Source organism: Motilimonas cestriensis (assembly GCF_021295315.1).
Classification (GTDB): Bacteria; Pseudomonadota; Gammaproteobacteria; order Enterobacterales; family CBDFNC01; genus Motilimonas; species Motilimonas cestriensis.
On record NZ_JAIMJA010000017.1, the window covers coordinates 1 to 21,715 of the forward strand.

At 44.2% G+C, this 21,715-nt stretch carries 16 protein-coding genes; 13 read left to right on the forward strand and 3 right to left on the reverse strand.

The window, feature by feature from the left end:
- Positions 1 to 147 precede the first annotated feature (147 nt).
- Together K6Y31_RS15510 and barA are read right to left on the reverse strand one after the other, a co-directional pair.
- The gene (locus tag K6Y31_RS15510; protein WP_233053864.1) at positions 148 to 2,040 is read right to left on the reverse strand and encodes a methyl-accepting chemotaxis protein; all 1,893 of its coding nucleotides are present in this window, start codon (positions 2,038 to 2,040) and stop codon (positions 148 to 150) included.
- Between the two features lie 112 nt (positions 2,041 to 2,152).
- A complete protein-coding gene (barA, locus tag K6Y31_RS15515; RefSeq protein ID WP_233053865.1) occupies positions 2,153 to 4,888 on the reverse strand; it encodes a two-component sensor histidine kinase BarA in 2,736 nt (911 codons plus the stop codon).
- 178 nt (positions 4,889 to 5,066) lie between these two features.
- On the opposite strand from barA, the gene rlmD reads away from it, so the two are divergent.
- The 13 genes from rlmD (at position 5,067) to rpoS (ending at position 18,956) form a co-directional block, all read left to right on the forward strand.
- Entirely contained in the window at positions 5,067 to 6,410 is a 1,344-nt protein-coding gene (rlmD, locus tag K6Y31_RS15520; RefSeq protein WP_233053866.1) for a 23S rRNA (uracil(1939)-C(5))-methyltransferase RlmD, read from the forward strand.
- 112 nt (positions 6,411 to 6,522) lie between these two features.
- Entirely contained in the window at positions 6,523 to 8,730 is a 2,208-nt protein-coding gene (gene relA, locus K6Y31_RS15525) for a GTP diphosphokinase (protein WP_233053867.1), read from the forward strand.
- Positions 8,731 to 8,746: 16 nt separating this feature from the next.
- On the forward strand, positions 8,747 to 9,562 hold the full coding sequence (gene mazG / locus K6Y31_RS15530) for a nucleoside triphosphate pyrophosphohydrolase (RefSeq protein WP_233053868.1): 816 nt from the start codon (positions 8,747 to 8,749) through the stop codon (positions 9,560 to 9,562).
- Positions 9,563 to 9,695: 133 nt separating this feature from the next.
- Positions 9,696 to 11,333 carry a CTP synthase gene (gene pyrG, locus K6Y31_RS15535; RefSeq protein WP_232803432.1) on the forward strand — a complete coding sequence of 546 codons (1,638 nt, stop codon included), beginning with the start codon at positions 9,696 to 9,698 and terminating at the stop codon, positions 11,331 to 11,333.
- Between the two features lie 85 nt (positions 11,334 to 11,418).
- The gene (gene eno, locus K6Y31_RS15540) at positions 11,419 to 12,717 is read left to right on the forward strand and encodes a phosphopyruvate hydratase (protein WP_233053869.1); all 1,299 of its coding nucleotides are present in this window, start codon (positions 11,419 to 11,421) and stop codon (positions 12,715 to 12,717) included.
- Between the two features lie 513 nt (positions 12,718 to 13,230).
- Positions 13,231 to 13,521, forward strand: a complete 291-nt coding sequence (gene ftsB, locus K6Y31_RS15545) for a cell division protein FtsB (RefSeq protein ID WP_233053870.1) — start codon at positions 13,231 to 13,233, stop codon at positions 13,519 to 13,521.
- Positions 13,514 to 14,206, forward strand: a complete 693-nt coding sequence (ispD, locus tag K6Y31_RS15550; protein ID WP_233053871.1) for a 2-C-methyl-D-erythritol 4-phosphate cytidylyltransferase — start codon at positions 13,514 to 13,516, stop codon at positions 14,204 to 14,206. The genes ftsB and ispD overlap by 8 nt, the downstream gene beginning before the upstream one ends.
- 9 nt (positions 14,207 to 14,215) lie before the next feature.
- The gene (ispF, locus tag K6Y31_RS15555; RefSeq protein WP_233053872.1) at positions 14,216 to 14,695 is read left to right on the forward strand and encodes a 2-C-methyl-D-erythritol 2,4-cyclodiphosphate synthase; all 480 of its coding nucleotides are present in this window, start codon (positions 14,216 to 14,218) and stop codon (positions 14,693 to 14,695) included.
- On the forward strand, positions 14,692 to 15,729 hold the full coding sequence (gene truD, locus K6Y31_RS15560) for a tRNA pseudouridine(13) synthase TruD (protein ID WP_233053873.1): 1,038 nt from the start codon (positions 14,692 to 14,694) through the stop codon (positions 15,727 to 15,729). The genes ispF and truD overlap by 4 nt, the downstream gene beginning before the upstream one ends.
- Positions 15,710 to 16,450, forward strand: coding sequence for a 5'/3'-nucleotidase SurE (gene surE / locus K6Y31_RS15565; RefSeq protein ID WP_233053874.1), 741 nt, complete (start codon positions 15,710 to 15,712; stop codon positions 16,448 to 16,450). Before truD ends, surE begins: the two co-directional genes overlap by 20 nt.
- Positions 16,450 to 17,082 (forward strand): protein-L-isoaspartate(D-aspartate) O-methyltransferase, encoded by a 633-nt coding sequence (locus tag K6Y31_RS15570; RefSeq protein WP_233053875.1) that lies wholly within the window; start codon positions 16,450 to 16,452, stop codon positions 17,080 to 17,082. Before surE ends, K6Y31_RS15570 begins: the two co-directional genes overlap by 1 nt.
- Entirely contained in the window at positions 17,079 to 17,948 is an 870-nt protein-coding gene (locus tag K6Y31_RS15575) for a peptidoglycan DD-metalloendopeptidase family protein (protein ID WP_233053876.1), read from the forward strand. The genes K6Y31_RS15570 and K6Y31_RS15575 overlap by 4 nt, the downstream gene beginning before the upstream one ends.
- A 45-nt stretch (positions 17,949 to 17,993) precedes the next feature.
- Positions 17,994 to 18,956: an RNA polymerase sigma factor RpoS gene (gene rpoS, locus K6Y31_RS15580; protein ID WP_233053877.1), complete on the forward strand. Its 963-nt coding sequence runs from the start codon at positions 17,994 to 17,996 to the stop codon at positions 18,954 to 18,956.
- A gap of 101 nt (positions 18,957 to 19,057) precedes the next feature.
- Here rpoS and mutS read toward each other — a convergent pair whose 3' ends face one another.
- Positions 19,058 to 21,625, reverse strand: a complete 2,568-nt coding sequence (gene mutS / locus K6Y31_RS15585) for a DNA mismatch repair protein MutS (protein ID WP_233053878.1) — start codon at positions 21,623 to 21,625, stop codon at positions 19,058 to 19,060.
- Positions 21,626 to 21,715 lie beyond the last annotated feature (90 nt).

Genomic DNA, 21,715 nt, shown 5'->3' on the forward strand with positions numbered 1-21,715 from the left:
CGAGTTTTGTAGGCTGTTATGCTTTGTTGCTGATTTTCAACGTAGAATCACTATGTCTCAAATCAGCGTCGCGCCTAACAGCCTACAAATTCTCGCTGAACAAGCATCTTGAGGTAACTTGGGTATATATCCCGATTATAGGTTGTATTAGTTTACTCTAAACCGACTAATGGCCTCACTGAGCCTTCCTGCTAGGGCATTTAGTTCAGATGCTGTGTTGACATTTTCTTGTACATCACTGGCTGTGCTGGTCGCTAAGTCGTTTACTCTTACTACGGTCTCATTAATTTCAGCTGCCACACTTGACTGTTCTTCTGCGGCGGTAGCTATTTGATTATTCATGTCTTTAATGGTTTGAATTTCTTGCTCTATTTGCATCAACGCTGCGTTCGCTGCATCGGATTTACCCAATGTTTGTTCAGCGCTCTTTGTATTAGCTGTCATTAGTTCGACAGAGTGCGAGGCCTGCTGTTGCAGCGTGGTGATCATGTTTTGTATTTCATTTGTGCTATCTTGCGTTTTGGTTGCAAGGGTGCGAACTTCATCGGCGACTACAGCGAAACCACGACCGTGCTCGCCCGCTCTTGCTGCCTCAATGGCTGCATTTAATGCCAGTAGGTTGGTTTGGTCAGCAATGCCGCGGATCACATCCAAAATACCACCAACATTCACAGTTTCAGTGCTGACTCCGGATATGGCTTTTTGAACTTCAATGATATCTTGAGTGAGTTGCGAAATTTCCTCGTTCATCTGTTTGACAATCTGCATGCCTTGATTGGAGCTTTGGCTGGCACCATCAGAAGAGGTTGACGCATCAACAGCATTTTGCGCGACTTCAGATACTGTCGCTGTCATTTGATTCATTGCCGTTGCAACTTGCTCTAATTGCATCATTTGTGAGTTTGATGCGTCACTGACTTTATCGGACGAGGCGCCTAATTGACTTGATGCTAACAGCAGCTGCTCCGCTGATAGATTAATACTTGAGATGATTTCTTTCAGGTTATTTGCCATGGATAAGGTGGAATGGTAAATCCCTTTGCTTGAGTCATCCAGCGCGGGGATGTTGGTTAGATCCCCACTCGCAATCCGATTCACTAACGCTTCGATCTCTTTAGGCTCGCCGCCTATGGGGGTATACATCAATTTAGTGATCAAAATATAGACACTGATGATGCCTATCGCGATAAAGACTAAGCCAAGGGTTATGTTGGTTTTTATCGCAGTATTAGATGTCTCATTAATATTCTCCCATTTCGCCCATGCCCATGTCGTCCAGTTTAGGGATTCTATTTTTGCAGAAACAACGAAGAAGTCACCTAGCTCAGGGACGGTATATGAGTGTGAGCTGCTGTTTTGATCTGCATACTGGCGATAGCTTGGTCTGAGTTCAAAAAGGTTTTTACCTATAAAATCAGGGTAACTTGCTGCCATTGTAAAACCATCTTCTCTTGAGACGAAGATATTAGGCTCAGATGAAATACTATTCACAAACTCAGTAATATCATTCATTTTTATGCTTAAGCCAAGTACAGCAATGACTTTACCGTTGTGCTTAACGGGCGCTGCTAACGCCATAGTTAAGTCGCCAGTTGTTGACAGAAAAGGCGTAGTCACAATTCTACCTTCGCCAGTCATCCCTTTTACAAACCACTCTCTTTGTTTTTCTTTAGCATTAAAACCCGGTATCAGTCCTTTATTGGCTGCGTCATAAGTAAGGCCATTTGGTAAAGCAATAAAGATATTTAGTACTTTCATGCGCTTGGTTTTACTTTCAAGTTCTGAAAAAAGTTGTTCATCGACCACAGCTTGGCCTTGCTCAATTTTGAGCGAGTCAGGTACCGTTTCTAAGGCAACAAAATAGGTCTCTACTTTTTGCTCAATAGCCTTAGAAATCAAAAAAGAAGTATTGGTTAACTTAGCGCGAAAATCTCGGGTGGATGATTCACTGATTTGTATATAGGCTATGACCGACAAGGACGAAATGATCAACCCAATCAGCAACGTAATGGATAACAATAGTTTGTTTCTGGCGCTCATTGGCATCCCCAGTCAATTATCAATACCATTAGTATAGGTTTATAAGACAAATTTTTGTTAGTGTCTGTTTACAAAACGACGGCTTTTATTTAAAAGGTTGTATACCATGCTGCTAATTAGGCAAATATACTCGAGCAGCTTCTTTAACTTTTTTCATTTCATCAATTAATTCAAATAGCTCGGGCTCAAGCTCTAAGGTGCTCAGGCCTTTTTTCAATTCTATTTCTATCACTGATGCGAGTTTTTGTAAGACTGGCACGCCACTGTAGCTACAGCCACCATGGAATTTGTGGATCACCGCATCTAATTCAAGATCGGTTATCTCTTGATTGATGGCTTGCTCAATGCTGCGCTCAACGTCAGGAAAGCTCTCTACCAGCATAGTGAGCATTTCTTTGGCAAGATCAGGCTTGCCAGCACTTTGCCTTAGCGCCAGCTCCCAGTCTAAATGAACTGGGCCTGTTGGTTGTTGATGACGTTGTACCGCCCATTTATCAATGATTTGTACTAGCATATTCTCATCAATGGGCTTAGATAAGTAGTCATCCATGCCTTGCTCAAGCAATTTCTCGCGCTCGCCAGCAATCGCGTGGGCGGTAACGGCAATAATAGGCGTTTCTTGGTTGGTATCGCCCTTACGGATCTGCTGACAGGCGCTAATGCCATCTAAAATAGGCATCTGAATATCCATAAAAATCAGGTCGTAATTGGCCATCTCTGACTTTTTCACTGCCTCTTTACCGTTGGTTGCGGTGACAACCTCTGATACCAAGTCATCCAGCATGGCTGAGATTAATTTTAAGTTGGCTGGGTTATCATCCACCGCCATTACCTTAAGGGCTGTTTGGTGGCGACTTGGTTTTAGTTTAATTACCGGTGATATTTCAAACTCAACTTGAATATCGGTTAGTGCGGCGGCAAATTTACGGTGATTAACGGGTTTCGTTAAGACATGACTTGCGCCCTGAGCCAAGATTTCCTCTTTGATTTCGGGGCTGGCAGTATTGATATACACTACGATATTTTCACAATAATCTTTTGCTTCCGTAATGCGTTTTAATAGCGGAGTGATATGCAAGTTATCACTGTGGCCAATAACGATACTTTGGTATTTATCGGCCAAGAGTTCGTGCCAACGTTCATTGGTTTGCGCTAAGAATACCTGCATTCGCCAAAGTTGTAGCTGCTGCGAGAAAGACCGCGCGGAAAACTCATCTGCTTCAAACACTAATACTGGTTGCGACTTCAAGCTAGCGACTGGTAGTGGTTCAGACATCGACATTGGTGAGGCGTCCAAGGCGATAGTAAACCAGAATGTAGAGCCGTGGTTGAGTGAAGAAACTAGCTCAATTTCACCGCCCATTTGTTGCACTAGTTTTTGCGTGATCACCAAGCCTAAACCAGTACCGCCGTAACGACGGGTGATACTGGTATCGGCTTGACCAAAGGCTTCAAATAGTTGGGCTTGCTGTTTTTCAGAAATACCGATACCAGTATCCGATACCATGGTTTTTAGGATCAGTTTGCCGTCTTGCTCGCCCATCATACTGATTTGAATTTCAACGTTACCCATTTCAGTAAACTTAATCGCATTGCCGACTAAGTTAGTGAGTACTTGTTGAAAGCGCAGTGGATCGCCAATGGCGCCAGATGGCACGTCATGATCGACCATCAGTGAAATTTCTAAACCTTTATCGTGAGCACTTGGCGCCAGTAGGGTGACCACTTCATCCACTGTATCACGCAGAGCAAATGGAATGCTTTCCAGTATGAGCTTCCCAGCTTCAAGTTTCGAGAAATCGAGAATATCATTAATGATGTTAAGTAGGTTATGGGCAGATTTTTCGATGGTTTGTAAATAATCGGTCTGGCTTGGGCTAAGGGATGTTTTGAGTAATTGACGCGCAAAGCCGATCACGCCATTAAGTGGCGTGCGCAGTTCATGGGACATATTCGCCAAGAACTCCGACTTAACCCGCGCTGCTTCTTGAGCTCGTTTTTTCGCCATGTCGAGCTCAACGTTTTGAATCTCTATTTGCTCTAAGGTTTCGCGTAAGTCGGAAGTGGCCTGATCGATACTCTGCTGCATTTCTTCATGGTATTCGCTCATGGATTTAGCCATGGCGTTAATACCATTTTTGAGCATACCCAGCTCGCCGGTAAAATTGCCCATTACTCGGGTATCGAGGCGACCTTCACGAATTTTGTCGACCGCTTTTACCATCCGAGAAATTGGTTCTGTTACCTGTTTAACTTGTCGGAATGAAAACACAATACTGATCACTATGCCCAGTAACACAATAAAGAAGGCGGAAGTGGTGTCGCGAAATTGCAGCAGTAAGGCTTTGTCAGTGCTCACCAACATGGCGATATAACCGAGTTTGGCAGAGTCCTCATCGAGTGGCAATGGCAGTGGGTAGTTGGTTAGGTTGTTTTCATCAATGATGGGAGTGCGCAGAATGATGTAATCTTCAAACACTTCCACTTCGGTTGAGTCGGGCATTGGTTTGCCCTTTTCCAACTTTAATCGACCTATGTTTCGGTGGTAATTACTATTTACATACAGGGTGTTATCAGGCTTATAAATACCGATGGTGATGATCGCTGGGCTGTGGCGTCGGTGAGTGATACCAATCAGGTCTTTAAGAAATTTTGGGTCTTGTTGACGCATGCCTATTTCTGCCGCAATCGCCAGAGGATCGGCGATGTTGCGCGCTTGCTCGATAACCAAGTCTTCTAATTGTTGATAGCGGTTAAACGTAAAGTAACCCGCCAGCAAGGTACCGATGACAATGGTTGGAATGATCGTTAAGGCAATTACCCGGGCTCTTAGGCCGTACTTGGTCATATCAAATGGTAATTAAGGCTATGTAAATTAATCAGCATGTTAGCATGATGTGTATCGCTGGAATAGACTAACAAGTTTGCGCTGGCGCTGACTTTTTTGATTAAGTGCCAACAAGGTTTTCGATTTTCAACATATGTGTGACAATAGCTGATTGTTTAACTTGTTTATGTTGAGCTTTATGGCCCAGTTTTTTAAGCCCAAAGCGGCTAATCATACCGCATTACCCAGTCCTGTTACCGTTCAGATTGATCGCTTTGATCATCAAGGCCGAGGCATGGCCAAAGTAAAAGGTAAAACCTTATTTGTTGCCGGCGCCTTACCCGGTGAAACCGTGGTTGCCAGCATTGAGCAAGAAAAGAAAGAATATGCCAAAGGGCAAGTCATCAAAGTGGTGTCAGCTTCGGCTCAGCGTCAAGCTCCGGTTTGCCCGCATTATCAAATATGTGGTGGCTGTGATTTGCAGCATTTAAATAGTCATAGCCAGCTGCAATACAAGGCAGAGAGTTTATTGGCGCTGGTGGCTAAGTTTGCTCAAGTGCGTAATATTTCGTTATCGCCTACTTTATCGGGTGAGCCATTAGGTTATCGCCGTAGTGCTCGTTTTGGCTTGCAGTTTAATAAAAAGCAGCGCCGCCTTGAGATGAGCTTTCGTCGTAAAAGTAGTAATCAGCTATTTAAACAAACCTGTTGTCCGGTGTTAGCGCCTCAGTTGGACACACTCATTAAGCCAGTCCAGCAACTATTGCAGCAACTATCGATAGTTGAAAAGCTGGGTCATATTGCTTTTTATCTGGCTGAACAAGGGCCCGCATTACTGCTGCGTCATTTAAAACCGTTAACCAAGGCCGATGAACAGCGTTTGTTAACCTTTGCGCAGCAGCATCACGTGTTGTGGTTTTTACAAGGCAATGACAATCACGTACAAGCGCTAGCGCATCAGGGGCAATTGAGCTATGCCTTGCCAGCGTGGCAACTGAATATCGATTTTTCGCCGAACAATTTTATTCAGGTAAACGATCAGGTTAATCAAAAGATGATCGCTCAAGCGCTCGATTGGTTAGACGTGCAACCTGATGATAGGGTCATTGATTTGTTTGCTGGCTTAGGTAATTTTAGCCTCCCCCTCGCAACCCTTGCCAAGCAAGTAGTCGGCGTTGAGGGCATTGATACTATGGTTGAGCAAGCGAACCGTAATGCTGAGCAAGCAGGGCTGGCTAACCTAAGTTTTTACCAAGCAGATTTAAGTAGCGACTTTAGTCAGCAGCCATGGGCTAAAGAGACATTTAATAAAGCGCTGCTCGATCCTGCCCGCGATGGCGCATTGTTTGTTACAGAGCATCTAGCTAAGCTAAATTGTGAGCGAATTGTCTATGTTTCCTGTCATCCTGCGACCATGGCGCGGGATGCACAAGCGTTGATTGAGCGTGGTTATGATCTGGTTAAGCTAGGCTTGGTGGATATGTTTCCTAATACAGCTCATATGGAATCGATGGCACTGTTTCAGCGCAAGAAGAAAAAATAACGGTATAATCATTTCTTAAACTAGGCCGGTTGTGGTGTTTAAGTTAGGCGTTCGTTTTAGATTGTTTATGTAAAATGACATGAGCTAAATAGTATTGTGGAGAGTCAGCATTATGGTTTCAGTGAGAGATACCCACTTTTTAAATCAACAAGAACGCGATCCAAAAGCCTGGGCGGCCTCATTAGGACTAAACGAAAAGGATCAGCAAAAAGTTGAGCAAGTTTACCTTGCTGTGCATGCCATTAGTGATGAGTCGCAGTGTCGTGAAGTATTAGAGATCGGTGTAGAGATGGTGGAGATTTTGATCACCATGAATATGGATGTTAATACCCTCAAAGCTGCGCTTCTCTTTCCTGCTTTTGATCGCAAACTGAAAGACAGTCTCTGGATCACTGAGCATTTTGGCAAAAATACGTGCAAGTTAGTGCAAGGGGTTGCGGACATGGAAGCAATCCGCACCCTGCAAAATAAAGGCTTAGCGACCTCTGACTTACAAATAGATAATTTACGCCGCATGTTACTTGCTATGGTTGAAGACGTTCGTGCGGTGGTTATTAAACTTGCCGAACGGATTTGTTACTTACGTTTAATTAAAAATGCCTCCGAAGAAACCCGGGTGCTGACGGCGCGAGAAATTGCTGACATCTACGCCCCCTTGGCGAACCGGCTAGGTATCGGTCAGTTGAAATGGGAGCTGGAAGACTTGTCATTTCGTTACCTTCATCCCGATACCTATAAAAAAATTGCCAAGCAGCTAGATGAAAAACGGATTGACCGTGAAACCTATATTGGTGCGTTCGTCGCGACTTTACGTCAAGGTATGAAAGACCACGAAATCAAAGCTGACGTGTATGGTCGACCAAAACACATCTATAGCATCTGGAAAAAGATGCAGAAAAAATCGTTAGCATTTGATGAGCTGTTTGATGTGCGTGCGGTGCGCATTATTTGTGAGCGCATACAAGACTGTTATGCTGCGCTAGGCGTGGTTCACACCTTGTTTAATCATATTCCGAGTGAATTTGATGATTATGTGGCCAACCCGAAACCTAATGGCTACCAATCTATTCATACTGTGGTGCTAGGGCCGTCAGGCCGCCCTGTGGAGATTCAAATTCGTACCCGCGAGATGCATGAAAATGCAGAGCTGGGGGTGGCGGCGCACTGGAAGTACAAAGAAGGCAGTGTCGGTCGCGATAATGGCTATGAAGATCGCATTGCCTGGCTACGTAAGTTAATTGCCTGGCAAGATGATATGGCTGAGTCAGGTAACTTAGTGGATGAAGTGCGCAGCCAAGTATTCGAAGAGCGAGTGTACGTTTTCACGCCTAAGGGCGAAGTGGTTGATTTACCAGCCGGCTCTACTCCACTAGACTTTGCTTACTATATCCATAGCCAAGTGGGGCATCGCTGTATTGGTAGTAAAGTGGGCGGCAAGATTGTACCTTTTACTTATCATTTGCAAACGGGTGATCAGGTTGAAATTATCACTCAAAAAGAGCCTAACCCAAGTCGCGATTGGCTTAATGCCCATACCGGTTACGTTAACTCGTCACGCGCTCGGGCAAAAATTGCCACTTGGTTTCGTCAGTTAGATAAAGAAAAACACGTTATCGCGGGTAAGGAGATGCTTGAGTCAGAATTGGCGAAGCATCAACTGAAATTAAATGCGGCCGAGCCGGCACTGAAAAAAATAAACCTTTCTAGTATGGATGACTTGTTTGCCGGCATTGGTGGCGGTGATGTGCGCATCAATCAACTGATTAATATCATTCAAGGGTTACACCACAAACCAACGGCAGAAGAGGCCGATCGCAAAGCCCTGGAAGAAGTAGAAAAACGCTCTGCAGCGGCGACCAAGAAAAAACGCACTCAAGATCATGTCGTAGTGGACGGGGTAGGGAACTTAATGACCTCGATTGCCCGTTGTTGTCAGCCTGTTCCGGGTGATGATATTTGTGGCTATATTACACAAGGCCGCGGTATTTCAGTTCATCGCACCGAGTGTGAACAGCTGAAAGATTTAGAAGAGGTACACCCTGAGCGTATTATTGAAGCGCAATGGGGCCGATCAGACTCCTCGGGTTATTCATTAACCGTACGCGTCACCGCCATGGACCGCAGTGGTTTACTAAAAGACATTACTACTTTGCTATCTAATGAAAAAGTGAATGTGCTGGGCGTAAAAAGCCATTCCGATACACGCAGTCAAACCGCGATCATTGATATGGAGCTAGAAATCAATAACGTGGACTCTCTCAGCAAAGTGTTGGCAAAAGTTAACTCCCTCAAAGGTGTGTCGGAAACAAAACGTATTTAACAGAATAGGATGAAACATGAGCAGTAAACTCGGTGATATAAACGGCCTGCTAGCGATTATGGAAAAATTACGTGATCCTGAGTCAGGTTGCCCATGGGACCAAAAGCAAACTTTTCGCTCCATTGTGCCTCATACCATTGAAGAAGCTTATGAAGTAGCGGATGCGATTGAGCAACAAGATTATATCGAGTTAAAAGGTGAGCTAGGCGACTTACTGTTCCAAGTGGTATTTTACGCGCAATTAGCCAAAGAGCAGCAGTTGTTTGATTTTAATGATGTGGTTGAGGCGGTATCTGAAAAGTTGACTCGTCGTCATCCTCATGTGTTTGGTGGCGCTGATTTTGCTGATGAGCTAGCAGTAAAAGCCAATTGGGAAGCCGAAAAAGCCCAAGAGCGCGCTGCCAAGGTGGGGGAGCAAGTCGAAAATGTCAGTGTGTTGGATAATATTCCCACTACCATGCCAGCATTAACGCGAGCCAATAAAATTCAAAAACGCTGTGCCACGGTTGGGTTTGACTGGAAAACTTTAGGGCCAGTAGTAGATAAAATTAAAGAAGAAATCGACGAAGTGCTCGATGAAGTTCATCAAGTTAACCAAGATCAAGATCGCATCGAAGATGAGGTGGGTGACTTATTGTTTGCTACCGTTAATCTCGTTCGCCATTTGAAAAAGGATCCCGAGCAAGCGTTGCGCCGGGCCAACGATAAATTTGAACGTCGTTTTCGTTTGTTAGAAAAGCACTTTTTAAGTCAAAACAAAGCGCTGGATCAATGCTCTTTGGACGAAATGGAACAAATTTGGCAAAAAGTGAAAGAAACTTACGAAAGTTGATTTAAAACAAGATGAAAATATATTGCCCCGTTACACTATCTTTCGTTGTGAGCTAGGGGTGGTTTTGCTATAATTTTTTCCCGTCTTGAACGTCTCAAAACCATCGTAATACTCCTAACTTCTCAGGATCAGCATGACTACAAAGTATATATTCGTAACAGGTGGGGTGGTTTCATCCCTAGGTAAAGGCATTGCCGCTGCATCATTGGCCGCTATCCTTGAAGCTCGTGGGCTAAAAGTCACGATTATGAAGCTGGACCCTTACATTAACGTGGATCCAGGCACGATGAGTCCTATTCAGCACGGCGAGGTGTTTGTCACCGACGACGGCGCTGAAACTGATCTCGATTTAGGTCACTATGAGCGTTTTATTCGCACAAAAATGACCAAGCGTAATAACTTCACCACAGGTCGCGTGTACTCTGATGTACTTGCTAAAGAACGTCGTGGTGATTATTTAGGCGCGACCATTCAGGTGATCCCACATATAACTAACGGCATTAAAGAGCGTGTGATTGCAGGTGGAGAAGGCGTAGATGTTGCCATTGTCGAAATCGGCGGCACTGTGGGTGATATTGAATCACAACCTTTCTTAGAAGCCATTCGTCAGTTAGGTACCGAAGTTGGCCGTGATCATGCCATCTTTATGCACTTAACCTTAGTGCCTTTCTTAGGCGCAGCTGGTGAAGTGAAAACAAAGCCAACACAGCACTCGGTCAAAGAATTACGCAGCATTGGTATTCAGCCTGACATTTTAGTTTGTCGTAGTGATCGCACTATCCCAGCGAATGAACGCGCAAAAATTTCTTTGTTCTGTAATGTTGAAGAAAAAGCGGTTATCTCACTAAAAGATGTCGATAGTATCTATAAAATCCCAGCCTTACTTAAAGCGCAAAGCCTAGATGAGTTCTGCGTACGTCGCTTTGGCCTAACTTGCCCAGAAGCAGACTTAAGCGAGTGGGAACGTGTTATTTATGAAGAAGCGAACACCACCGCTGAACTAACCATTGCGATGGTTGGTAAATATGTTGAATTGCCTGACGCCTATAAATCAGTGAACGAAGCGCTAAAACACGGCGGCTTAAAAAACCAAGCTAGCGTCACTATTAAATACATCGACTCACAAGATGTAGAAGCCAAAGGTACTGATATTCTAAAAGGCGTGGATGCGATTTTAGTGCCTGGTGGGTTTGGTGAGCGTGGCGTTGAAGGTAAAATTCTTACAGCACAATATGCGCGTGAAAATAACGTACCTTACCTTGGTATTTGTTTAGGCATGCAAGTCGCGTTGATAGAGTACGCACGAAATGTCGCGGAAATGGAAGCGGCACATTCAACAGAGTTTAACGAAAACACACCGAACCCTGTGGTTGGTTTAATCACTGAGTGGATTGATGAAAGCGGCAATGTTGAAACCCGCACCGAAGAGTCTGATCTTGGCGGCACCATGCGCGTCGGCTCTCAATTATGTCACTTAGTAAAAGGCTCAAAAGTACACGATATGTACGGCAGCGACACCATTTATGAGCGCCATCGTCATCGTTACGAAGTTAACAACAACCTTTTACCACAAATCGAAAAAGCGGGTTTGAAAGTAACAGGTTTATCAGCAGACAAGAAGTTGGTGGAAATTATCGAAAACCCTAACCACCCTTGGTTTGTTGCAGCGCAGTTCCACCCTGAATTTACGTCGACACCTCGCGATGGTCATCCGTTGTTTGAAGGCTTTATTAAAGCGGCTCGCGAGTACCAAAATCGGGAAGATAAGTAGTTTCTGATTGACCCGATAGCGAAGATTTGTTAAAAAATTCATAATTTAAATGTTGTAAAATTACATCAATATAGAGGAAATCTTAATGTCTAAGATCGTTAAAGTACTAGGCCGTGAAATCATGGATTCACGTGGTAACCCAACTGTAGAAGCTGAAGTTCATCTTGAAGATGGTTCTTTCGGTATGGCTGCTGCGCCTTCTGGTGCTTCTACTGGTTCTCGTGAAGCGCTAGAACTTCGTGATGGCGACAAAGCACGTTACTTAGGTAAAGGTGTTCTTAAAGCAGTTGAAGCGGTAAATGGTCCAATTGCACAAGCGCTAGCGGGTAAAGATGCACTAGCTCAAGCTGAACTAGACCAAATCATGATCGACTTAGACGGTACTGAAAACAAAGCTAAGTTTGGCGCTAACGCTATCCTAGCTGTTTCTCTAGCTGCTGCTAAAGCGGCTGCTGCTTCTAAGAAAGTACCACTATACGCTCACATTGCTGATCTAAACGGTACTCCTGGTGTTTACTCTATGCCACTTCCAATGATGAACATCATCAACGGTGGTGAGCACGCAGATAACTCTGTAGACATCCAAGAATTCATGATTCAACCTGTTGGTGCTAAGACTTTCCGTGAAGGTCTACGTATGGGCGCGGAAGTATTCCATAGCCTAGCTAAAGTACTTAAAGCTGATGGTCATTCAACAGCAGTTGGTGATGAAGGTGGTTTCGCGCCTAACCTAGCTTCAAACGAAGCGGCTCTTGCAGCAATTAAAGTAGCTGTTGCAAACGCAGGTTACGAACTAGGTAAAGACATCACGCTAGCGATGGACTGTGCTGCATCTGAGTTCTACGACAAAGAAGCAAACATCTACGACCTTAAAGGTGAAGGCAAGAAGTTCACTTCTGAAGAGTTTAACTACTTCCTTAAAGATCTTACTGAGCAATACCCAATCGTATCTATCGAAGACGGTCTTGACGAGTCTGATTGGGATGGTTTCGCACACCAAACTAAACTTCTTGGCGATAAAATCCAACTAGTTGGTGACGATCTATTCGTAACAAACACTAAGATCCTTAAGCGTGGTATCGACAACGGTATCGCTAACTCAATCTTAATCAAATTCAACCAAATTGGTTCACTAACTGAAACGTTAGCTGCAATCAAAATGGCGAAAGATGCAGGCTTCACAGCTGTTATCTCTCACCGCTCTGGTGAAACTGAAGATGCAACCATCGCTGACCTAGCTGTTGGTACAGCTGCTGGCCAAATTAAAACTGGCTCCCTAAGCCGTTCTGATCGCGTAGCTAAGTACAACCAACTTCTACGTATCGAAGAAGCGCTGGGCGAAAAAGCACCTTACAACGGTCTTAAAGAAGTTAAAGGTCAGTAATTCTGATAGGTGCTTTTAATAAGCACCTCTTTAGCTTCAGTCTTAAAGAAGTTAAAGGTCAGTAATTCTGTTAGGTGCTTTTAATAAGCACCTCTTTAGCTTCAGTCTTAAAGAAGTTAAAGGTCAGTAATTCTGATAGGTGCTTTTAATAAGCACCTCTTTAGCTTCAGCCTTAAGAAGTTAAAGGTCAGTAATTTTTACTGAGTTTTAAACCTTAAAATTTAAATCCTCGCTGATGCGGGGATTTTTTTTGCCTTTTTAAAAGTAAAAATTAGAGAATAGGCTCGTGACTACAGCTGCTAACTGAGTTTATGTCAACTAAAGGCCAGTCGTTTTTACTCTGTTGTAGCGCAACTAAGGTAAGTCGGTCGGTTATCTCAACGTGATTGAGTTTATGAAAGATTGTCGACATCAGAAATTAAGTGCGCAATAGCTGATTTAAAGACTTTTATGTGGGAAACTAAGCGCCTTAAAATAAATATGTACCTAATAGTGGGTTTTAACTAAATATTTATGCGATTTTTCACACTCCTTTTATGTATCTCGTTGGCTTTATTGCAATACCATCTATGGCGTGGCAAAAATGGCTTAGCAGATTACACTCGGCTTTCAGCTGAAGTTGCGCAACAAGAGATAGATAACGACATCCTGCGTAAGCGCAACCAGCGCATGTTTGCTGACATTGCTGACTTGAAGCAAGGGACTGAGTCAGTTGAAGAGCGCGCCCGAAATGAACTTGGCCTGATTAAGGAAGGCGAAATGTTCTTTCGTATTTTACCAAAAGAAAAAAAAACACATGATTAAGCAAACTTATGCGGCAATTTTACCCGCCGCAGGCATAGGCAGCAGAATGCAGGCTGCGGTGCCTAAGCAATACTTACCATTAGCGGGTAAAACGGTGATTGAACATAGCTTATCTAAGTTACTTCAGCACCCTGCTATTAGCCAAGTTGTGGTAGTACTGGCCGAAAATGATCGCTGGTTTAGGCAGCTAGAAGTAGCTAAACACCCTAAAATATCATTAGCGCTTGGTGGGGCTGAGCGTTGCGATTCTGTGTTAAGCGGGTTACATGCTATTAAAAAAGCAGATTGGGTATTGGTTCACGATGCTGCGCGTCCTTGTTTAGCCCACTCCGATATCGAATTATTAATCAAGCATATTGAGCAACATCATCAGGGGGTAATTTTAGGCGCCCAAGTCCGCGATACCATGAAGCGCAGCGATGCGAATGGCAATATTCTAAATACAGTCGACCGCGATGGCTTGTGGCATGCGTTGACACCACAGGCTTTTCCGGTGCAGCAATTGCGTCATGCTTTGCAGTCTGCCTTGATGCAAGGGGTAAACATTACAGATGAAGCTTCTGCTATCGAATTTAGTGGCGAGGCCTGCTCTATTTTGCCCGGTCGCTCGGATAACTTAAAAGTGACACGCCCTGAAGACATGGCAATGGCAGAACGCTTTTTAACTCAATCTCTCTCTCAATAAGGGCTTTCCATGGTACGAATTGGACATGGCTTTGATGTACATAAATTTGGTGGCGAAGGCCCAGTGATCATTGGCGGGGTCGCCGTACCTTATGAGCAAGGTTTAGTGGCTCACTCGGATGGTGACGTTGCGCTGCATGCGGTAACCGATGCGTTACTTGGCGCACTTGCCCTTGGCGACATTGGTCGTCACTTTCCTGATACCGATGCTGCATTTAAAGGCATTGATAGTCGTATTTTATTACGCGACGTGTTTAATAAAGTAACACAAATGGGTTATCAACTTGGTAATCTCGATGTCACGATTATCGCTCAAGCGCCTAAGATGGCTCCTCATATTGATAGTATGCGCGCTTGTTTAGCACAGGATTTAGCGGCTGAATTATCACAGGTTAATGTGAAAGCGACGACATCAGAAAAACTAGGTTTCACAGGTCGCAAGGAAGGAATTGCTTGTCATTGTGTGGTGTTATTGGTGAAAGCATCATGAGTATAGAAATGAATTGGAGTTACCTCTACGGTAAGCCGCAGATTAATGCACTGTTTAAGACCGAAGTTGAAGATTTTATAGTCACAGAAAACTTGGGTTTTGAAGCGACAGGAGAGGGTGAGCATGTGTTCATTCGATTGCAAAAACGCAACGAAAACACCCAATTTGTTGCCAAGCAAATCGCCAAAATAGCCGGTCTGCCTGCCAAAATGGTGACTTACGCTGGTTTAAAAGATCGTCGTGGTCTTACCGAACAGACCTTTTCTGTGCATATTCCTGGCTTGGTAACGCCGGACTTTAGTGAATTAAATAGTGATTTGGTGCAGATATTGTCGATCACTCGACATAACCGAAAGCTAAAAACAGGTGCATTAGCGGGCAATGCCTTTACTATTCGCTTACGTGATGTTTCTGATATGGCTGGATTAACGGAGCGCTTAGAGCAAGTTAAACAAGGCGTGCCAAATTATTTTGGTGAGCAGCGCTTTGGCTTTAACGGTGGCAACATTACTGCCGCTAAGGCGATGTTTAACGGTCGAAAGGTGAAAGATCGTTTTAAAAAAGGCATGTATTTATCGGCCGCACGTAGCTACTTATTTAACAAAGTCGTGTCGCAGCGAATTGAGCAAGGCTTGGCGTTTACGGTGTTACCTGGTGATTGCTGTGGTTTAGTGGGGAGTCGTTCGTACTTTATCACTGAAGCAGAAGACACAAGCTTAGCCGAGCGTTTAGCACAGCAAAATATTAAATTAACCGGCCCGCTTTGGGGCAAGGGAGAATTGGCTGCTAATCTTGAAGCTCAAGACTTTGAATTAGCCGCCTTGGCTGGTGAAGAGGAGCTCAAGCAGGGCCTTGAAGCTAATGGTTTAAAGCAAGAGCGTCGTGCTCTGTTTATCTTGCCTGAAGGTTTGAGCTATCACGCTGAAGGTAATGATATGGTCGTGAGTTTTTATCTTGAGTCGGGTTGTTATGCAACCAGTGTGCTCCGTGAACTAGTTGAAGTGCAGGAAAACCATGCGAATTTTAGTGAGTAATGATGACGGTGTGTTTGCGCCCGGAATCGCCTGTTTGTCTGCAGCTCTTAATGATATAGCTCAAGTGACAACCGTGGCACCTGAGCGTAATCATAGTGGTGCAAGTAATTCATTAACCCTTGAATCGCCATTAAGGTTACGCTTACTGAGTAATGGTTTTTATAGTGTTAATGGCACTCCAACAGATAGCGTGCATTTGGCCATTAATGAATTATTTGATCAAGAGCCTGATATTGTTATTGCGGGTATTAATGAGGGTGCCAATTTAGGTGACGATGTTATTTATTCTGGCACGGTAGCAGCGGCGACAGAAGGTCGATTTCTTGGATTACCGGCTTTGGCTGTGTCACTTGTGGGTGATCAGCATTACGAAACCGCGGCACATTTTTGCAAAATAATTCTCGCAAAGCTGCAGCAGTTTGGTTTAAAAGAAGCCCAAGTGATCAATATAAATGTACCCGATATACCGATAAATGAGGTTAAAGGTATTAAGCTAACACGCTTAGGAAGTCGCCATCGCGCCGAGGCGATGTTGAAGCAACAAGATCCTCGTGGTAAAGACATCTTTTGGATTGGCCCCCCCGGTAAAACACAAGATGCTGATGAGGGAACGGACTTCCATGCTATTAACAATGGCTATGTGTCAGTGACACCTTTAACTATCGATTTAACACACCAATCGGCATTGGCTAAAATGCAGCAACAATGGGGTGAGAGCTGATGCTAGAAATTACCCCTGCTGGCTTAGCGTTAGCCAAAACTTTAAAGACCATGGGTATAACCAATCAATCGGTTTTGGATGTCATGGCAAAGACACCTCGTCATTGGTTTGTTGATGAGGCTTTTTCTCACCAAGCTTGGGAAAATACCGCGCTGCCTATTGGACAAGGCCAGACTATCTCACAACCTTATATAGTGGCTAAAATGACCGAGTTGCTATTAGAGTCTAACCCCCAACATATTTTAGAGGTAGGAACGGGCTCGGGTTATCAAACGACGGTGTTATCTCAGCTCGTGGCTTCGGTGTGTACTATTGAGCGGATAAAAAACTTAAAATTTCAAGCTCGGCGTAAACTTAATCGCCTCGATTGCCATAATGTGTCATGTAAACACGGTGATGGTTGGCAAGGTTGGCAAACGAAAGGGCCTTTTGATGCCATCATTGTGACTGCCGCGGCAAGCTCGGTGCCTGAAGCCTTATTGGATCAATTAAAAGAGGGTGGGCGCCTAGTGATACCGGTTGGGGATACAGAGCAAATGTTGAAAGTCGTGACGCGTGATACAACGGGTTTTATTAGCCGAACAATTGAAACGGTTAGATTTGTTCCTTTAATAAATGGTGAGTTAGCTTGAAATTACCTTCTGCTTGGTTAGTTCGACATTTACACATAGCATTGCTGTGTGGCTGGGTCTTATTCATTTCAGCTTGTAGTTCAAACCATTCACCCGCTCCAGTTAAAAGTGCGGGTAAGTATCAGAAGAAAAATTACGGTCAAATGACGCAAACTGTTTATAAGGTTAAAGCGGGCGATACATTGTTTGGTATCGCTTGGCGAGCAGGAAAAGATTATAAAGATATCGCCGCATACAACCGAATCAACCCCCCATATACTATCTTCGTCGGACAAAAGCTAAAAATACCACCGGCAAAATATAACACTACTGGAACCGGTTCCAGTAGCAATAAAAACCAGTCAGTTAGCAAAGTTCAAGCCAAACCAGTGACTAAAACCGCTCAAAGCATAAATGAAAAAAATCAACAAAAAAAACTTGAACAGCAAAAAAGAAAAGAATACGCTGAAAAAAATAAGAACAAAAATGCAACAACTGACGTAGCAAGCAATAAGATTTCTAATTGGCAATGGCCAACCCAAGGAAAAATTCTTCAAGGATTTTCAACTGCGGAATTAGGAAACAAAGGCATCGATATTGCCGGCAAGCGTAATCAGTCTGTTAAAGCATCTGCTGATGGCAAAGTTGTTTATGCCGGAAGTGCCTTAAGGGGATACGGTAAGTTAATCATTATTAAACACAATGAAGATTATCTTAGCGCTTATGCTCATAATGATAAGTTGCTCGTTAAAGAGCAGCAAACGGTTAAAGTGGGCCAGCTCATAGCTGAAATGGGAAGTACAGGCACAACAGATGTCCGGCTTCATTTCGAAATTAGGTACCGCGGTAAGTCCGTAGATCCATTACGGTTTTTACCAAAAAAATAACCGTAGCAGTACGTTTTGTACTGCAACTGTTAGGGAGAACACAGTATGAATCTCACTACACAAAAAGTAAAAGCAAAGACTGATAACTTAGACCTTGTTGACGATGAAGAGTTGATAACTCTTGAAGTTGAAGAAGAAATCGACGAAGAATTAATGGTCGCTTCAGAAGTTAAAAATCTCGATGCCACCCAACTTTACCTTGGTGAAATAGGCTTTTCGCCGCTACTCACAGCAGAAGAAGAAGTTTATTACGCTCGACGCGCTCTTCGTGGTGACGAAGTTGCACGTAAACGTATGATCGAAAGTAATTTACGCTTAGTTGTGAAAATCGCCAGACGTTACAACAACCGTGGTCTAGCCCTATTAGACTTAATCGAAGAAGGCAATTTAGGTCTGATTCGTGCGGTAGAAAAATTTGACCCCGAGCGCGGTTTCCGTTTTTCAACTTATGCTACTTGGTGGATACGACAAACCATTGAGCGTGCGATCATGAATCAAACTCGCACTATTCGGCTCCCTATTCACGTGGTTAAAGAGCTCAATGTTTATCTTCGTACCGCCCGTGAACTGGCTCATAGTCTCGATCATGAACCCACCGCCGAAGAAATTGCAGAAAAACTTGATCGTCCGGTCGAAGATGTAAATAAAATGCTCCGTTTAAACGAACGTATTAGCTCTGTTGATACGCCTATCGGTGGGGATTCAGATAAAGCGCTACTTGATGTCATTGCTGATGAAAAAGCCGGTGGTCCAGAAGGGTGTACACAAGACGATGATATTAGCTCTAGTCTGGTACATTGGCTAGAAGAGCTAAATGCGAAACAGCGTGAAGTATTGGCTCGTCGTTTTGGATTATTGGGTTACGAAGCTTCAACACTTGAAGATGTTGGTCGTGAGATAGGCCTAACCCGTGAACGGGTAAGACAAATTCAAGTAGAAGCCTTGCGTCGTCTAAGAGACGTATTGACGCAACAAGGCTTGAATATTGAAGCATTATTTCGCGAGTAACGATAACCTAGCTTTGCGCAGTTAACATTTGTTAATTAAATGAAAAAAGCCACAACATAATGTTGTGGCTTTTTGTTACTGTTTTAAAAGCCTCTAGCGCGTTATAGCGCTTTTTTTAATAGATAGATAAGGTCTAGCGCCTGCTTAGGTGAAAGCTCATCTGGGTTTATCTGGGTAAGCTGAGTGACTGCTGGGTGCTCTGCTTCTACCGTAAATGGTAGACTAGGTTGGCTAGGCGACGATTGAGTTGGTGAAGTCGATTGTTCGGCCTGTGTTTCGAGCTGATGGAGCTTGTGCTTTGCTTGTTTGATCACTTTTTGTGGCACCCCTGCTAGGGCGGCAACCTGTAAGCCATAGCTCTTACTAGCTGCCCCTTCCTGTACTGAATGCATAAACGCGATACTGTCTTGGTGTTCAACCGCGTCTAGGTGCACATTCGCGAGTCCCTGCATGAGTTCTGGCAGTTGAGTAAGCTCAAAGTAGTGGGTAGCAAACAAGGTAAATGCTTTGGTTGTTTGCGCTAAGTGTTCAGCACATGCCCAAGCGAGAGACATTCCGTCATATGTACTGGTGCCGCGGCCTATTTCATCCATTAACACTAAGCTGCTACTGGTCGCATTATGCAGGATATTAGCGGTTTCAGTCATTTCAACCATAAATGTCGAGCGGCCACTAGCCAAGTCATCGCTGGCACCTATACGAGTAAAAATGCGATCGACATTACCAATGGTTGCGCTGTCTGCAGGCACATAACAGCCGATATGCGCCATCAATACAATTAAGGCTATTTGTCGCATATAAGTTGATTTACCGCCCATGTTGGGACCGGTAACAATTAACATGCGGCGATCTTTGCTCAACTCAACAGGGTTGGCGATAAAAGGCTCACTGGTCACTTGCTCAACAACGGGGTGGCGTCCAGCACTGATCTGTATACCTGAATCAAGGCTCAGAGTAGGTTTTACATAGTGCAATGTCTCCGCTCGTTCGGCGAAATTGGCAAATACATCCAGTTCAGATAGGGCGATGGCTGTTTTTTGCAAAGCGCTTAAAAAAGGTAATAGCAAATCGAGTAATTCGTCATAGAGCTTTTTCTCCAGTGCAAGCGCTTTGCCTTGGCTCATTAGCACTTTGTCTTCGTAAGTTTTCAGCTCGGGAATGATATAGCGTTCGGTATTCTTTAACGTTTGCCGGCGTACATAGTGAGGGGGAACTTGTTCACTTTGGCTCCGACTTACCTCAATATAATAGCCATGAACGCGGTTATAGCTCACTTTTAACGTAGCAATGCCTGTTTGCTGTTTTTCACGCTCTTCAAGCTCGGCTAAGTAATCGGTTGCCCCTTTAGATAAGCTGCGCCACTCATCCAGCTCTTCATGGTAGCCGGGCGCTATTACGCCACCATCACGAATGAGTACGGGTGGATTATCAATAATGGCACGCTGCAATAAGTCTGCTAATTCAGGGTAGTTGCTGATACGTTGACTGTGCGCGAGTAACAATGGGCTCTCAGAATCAGTTAATAGCTGGTTTAATTCTGGTAAGGTTGCAAACGCTGTTTTTAATTTAACAAGATCGCGAGGCCGGGCACTTTTTAACGCTAAGCGCGCGAGAACGCGCTCGATATCGCCAATGTTTTTCAGTAGCTCGGCGGTTTCACAATAAAGGGATAAGTCTAATAGCTGTGCAATGACACTTTGTCGGTGCGTTAAGGTGTCTAAATTTCGACTCGGCTGGTGGATCCAACGTTTCAGTAAACGACTCCCCATTGCGGTCGCGGTATTATCTAGCACTTGTGCAAGGGTGTTATCAAAGCCGCCGGCCAGATTTTGCGTCAGCTCTAGATTGCGACGTGTGGCGGCATCTAAAATGACCACGTCTTGATTTTGCTCTAACGAAATCGAATTGATATGAGGCAATGCGGTGCGCTGGGTATCTTTTATATATTGCAACAAACAGCCTGCAGCGCAGAGCGCAACTTGGGCATCTTCAACACCAAAACCAACTAAGTCTCGTGTTTCAAATTGCTGTGTTAGCAGTCGTTTAGCTGTTTGCAGTTCAAACTCCCACTCTGGACGACGGCGGATCCCGCGTCTTTGTTCGAACAATTGAATATGTTGGAAATCTTCTGGGTACAGCAACTCAGCCGGATCGAGACGTTGTAGCTCAGCTTGTAGGGTCTCTTCTTGTTCAAATTGGTTGACGATAAAGCGGCCACTAGTGATATCTAAGGTAGCAAGACCAAAAGTTTGTTGCGACTGGTAAACACAGCTAATCAGGTTATCGCGATTATCTTCTAATAGTGCTTCATCACTCACGGTTCCAGGCGTGATTATGCGGACTATTTTTCGTTCTACTGGGCCTTTACTCGTTGCTGGGTCGCCAACTTGCTCACAAATAGCCGCTGATTCGCCCATTTGTACTAATTTAACTAAATATCCTTCCACCGCATGGTGTGGCACGCCTGCCATAGGAATTGGTTGTCCCGCTGTTTGGCCGCGCTTGGTTAATGATATACCCAGTAAGCGAGAGGCTTTTTTAGCATCATCGAAGAACAGTTCGTAGAAATCACCCATACGATAAAACAGCAAGATCTCCGGCGCTTCTGCTTTTAATGCTAAATATTGCTGCATCATTGGCGTGTGTTGGGGGGTTATTTTATTACTCATAATTTGGCCATTCTCTGCTGTGTTTCGTAAGGCAAGGCGCTAAGGATACTGGAATCAAACTCGTTCGCAAAGATACAGTAAACAGAAATA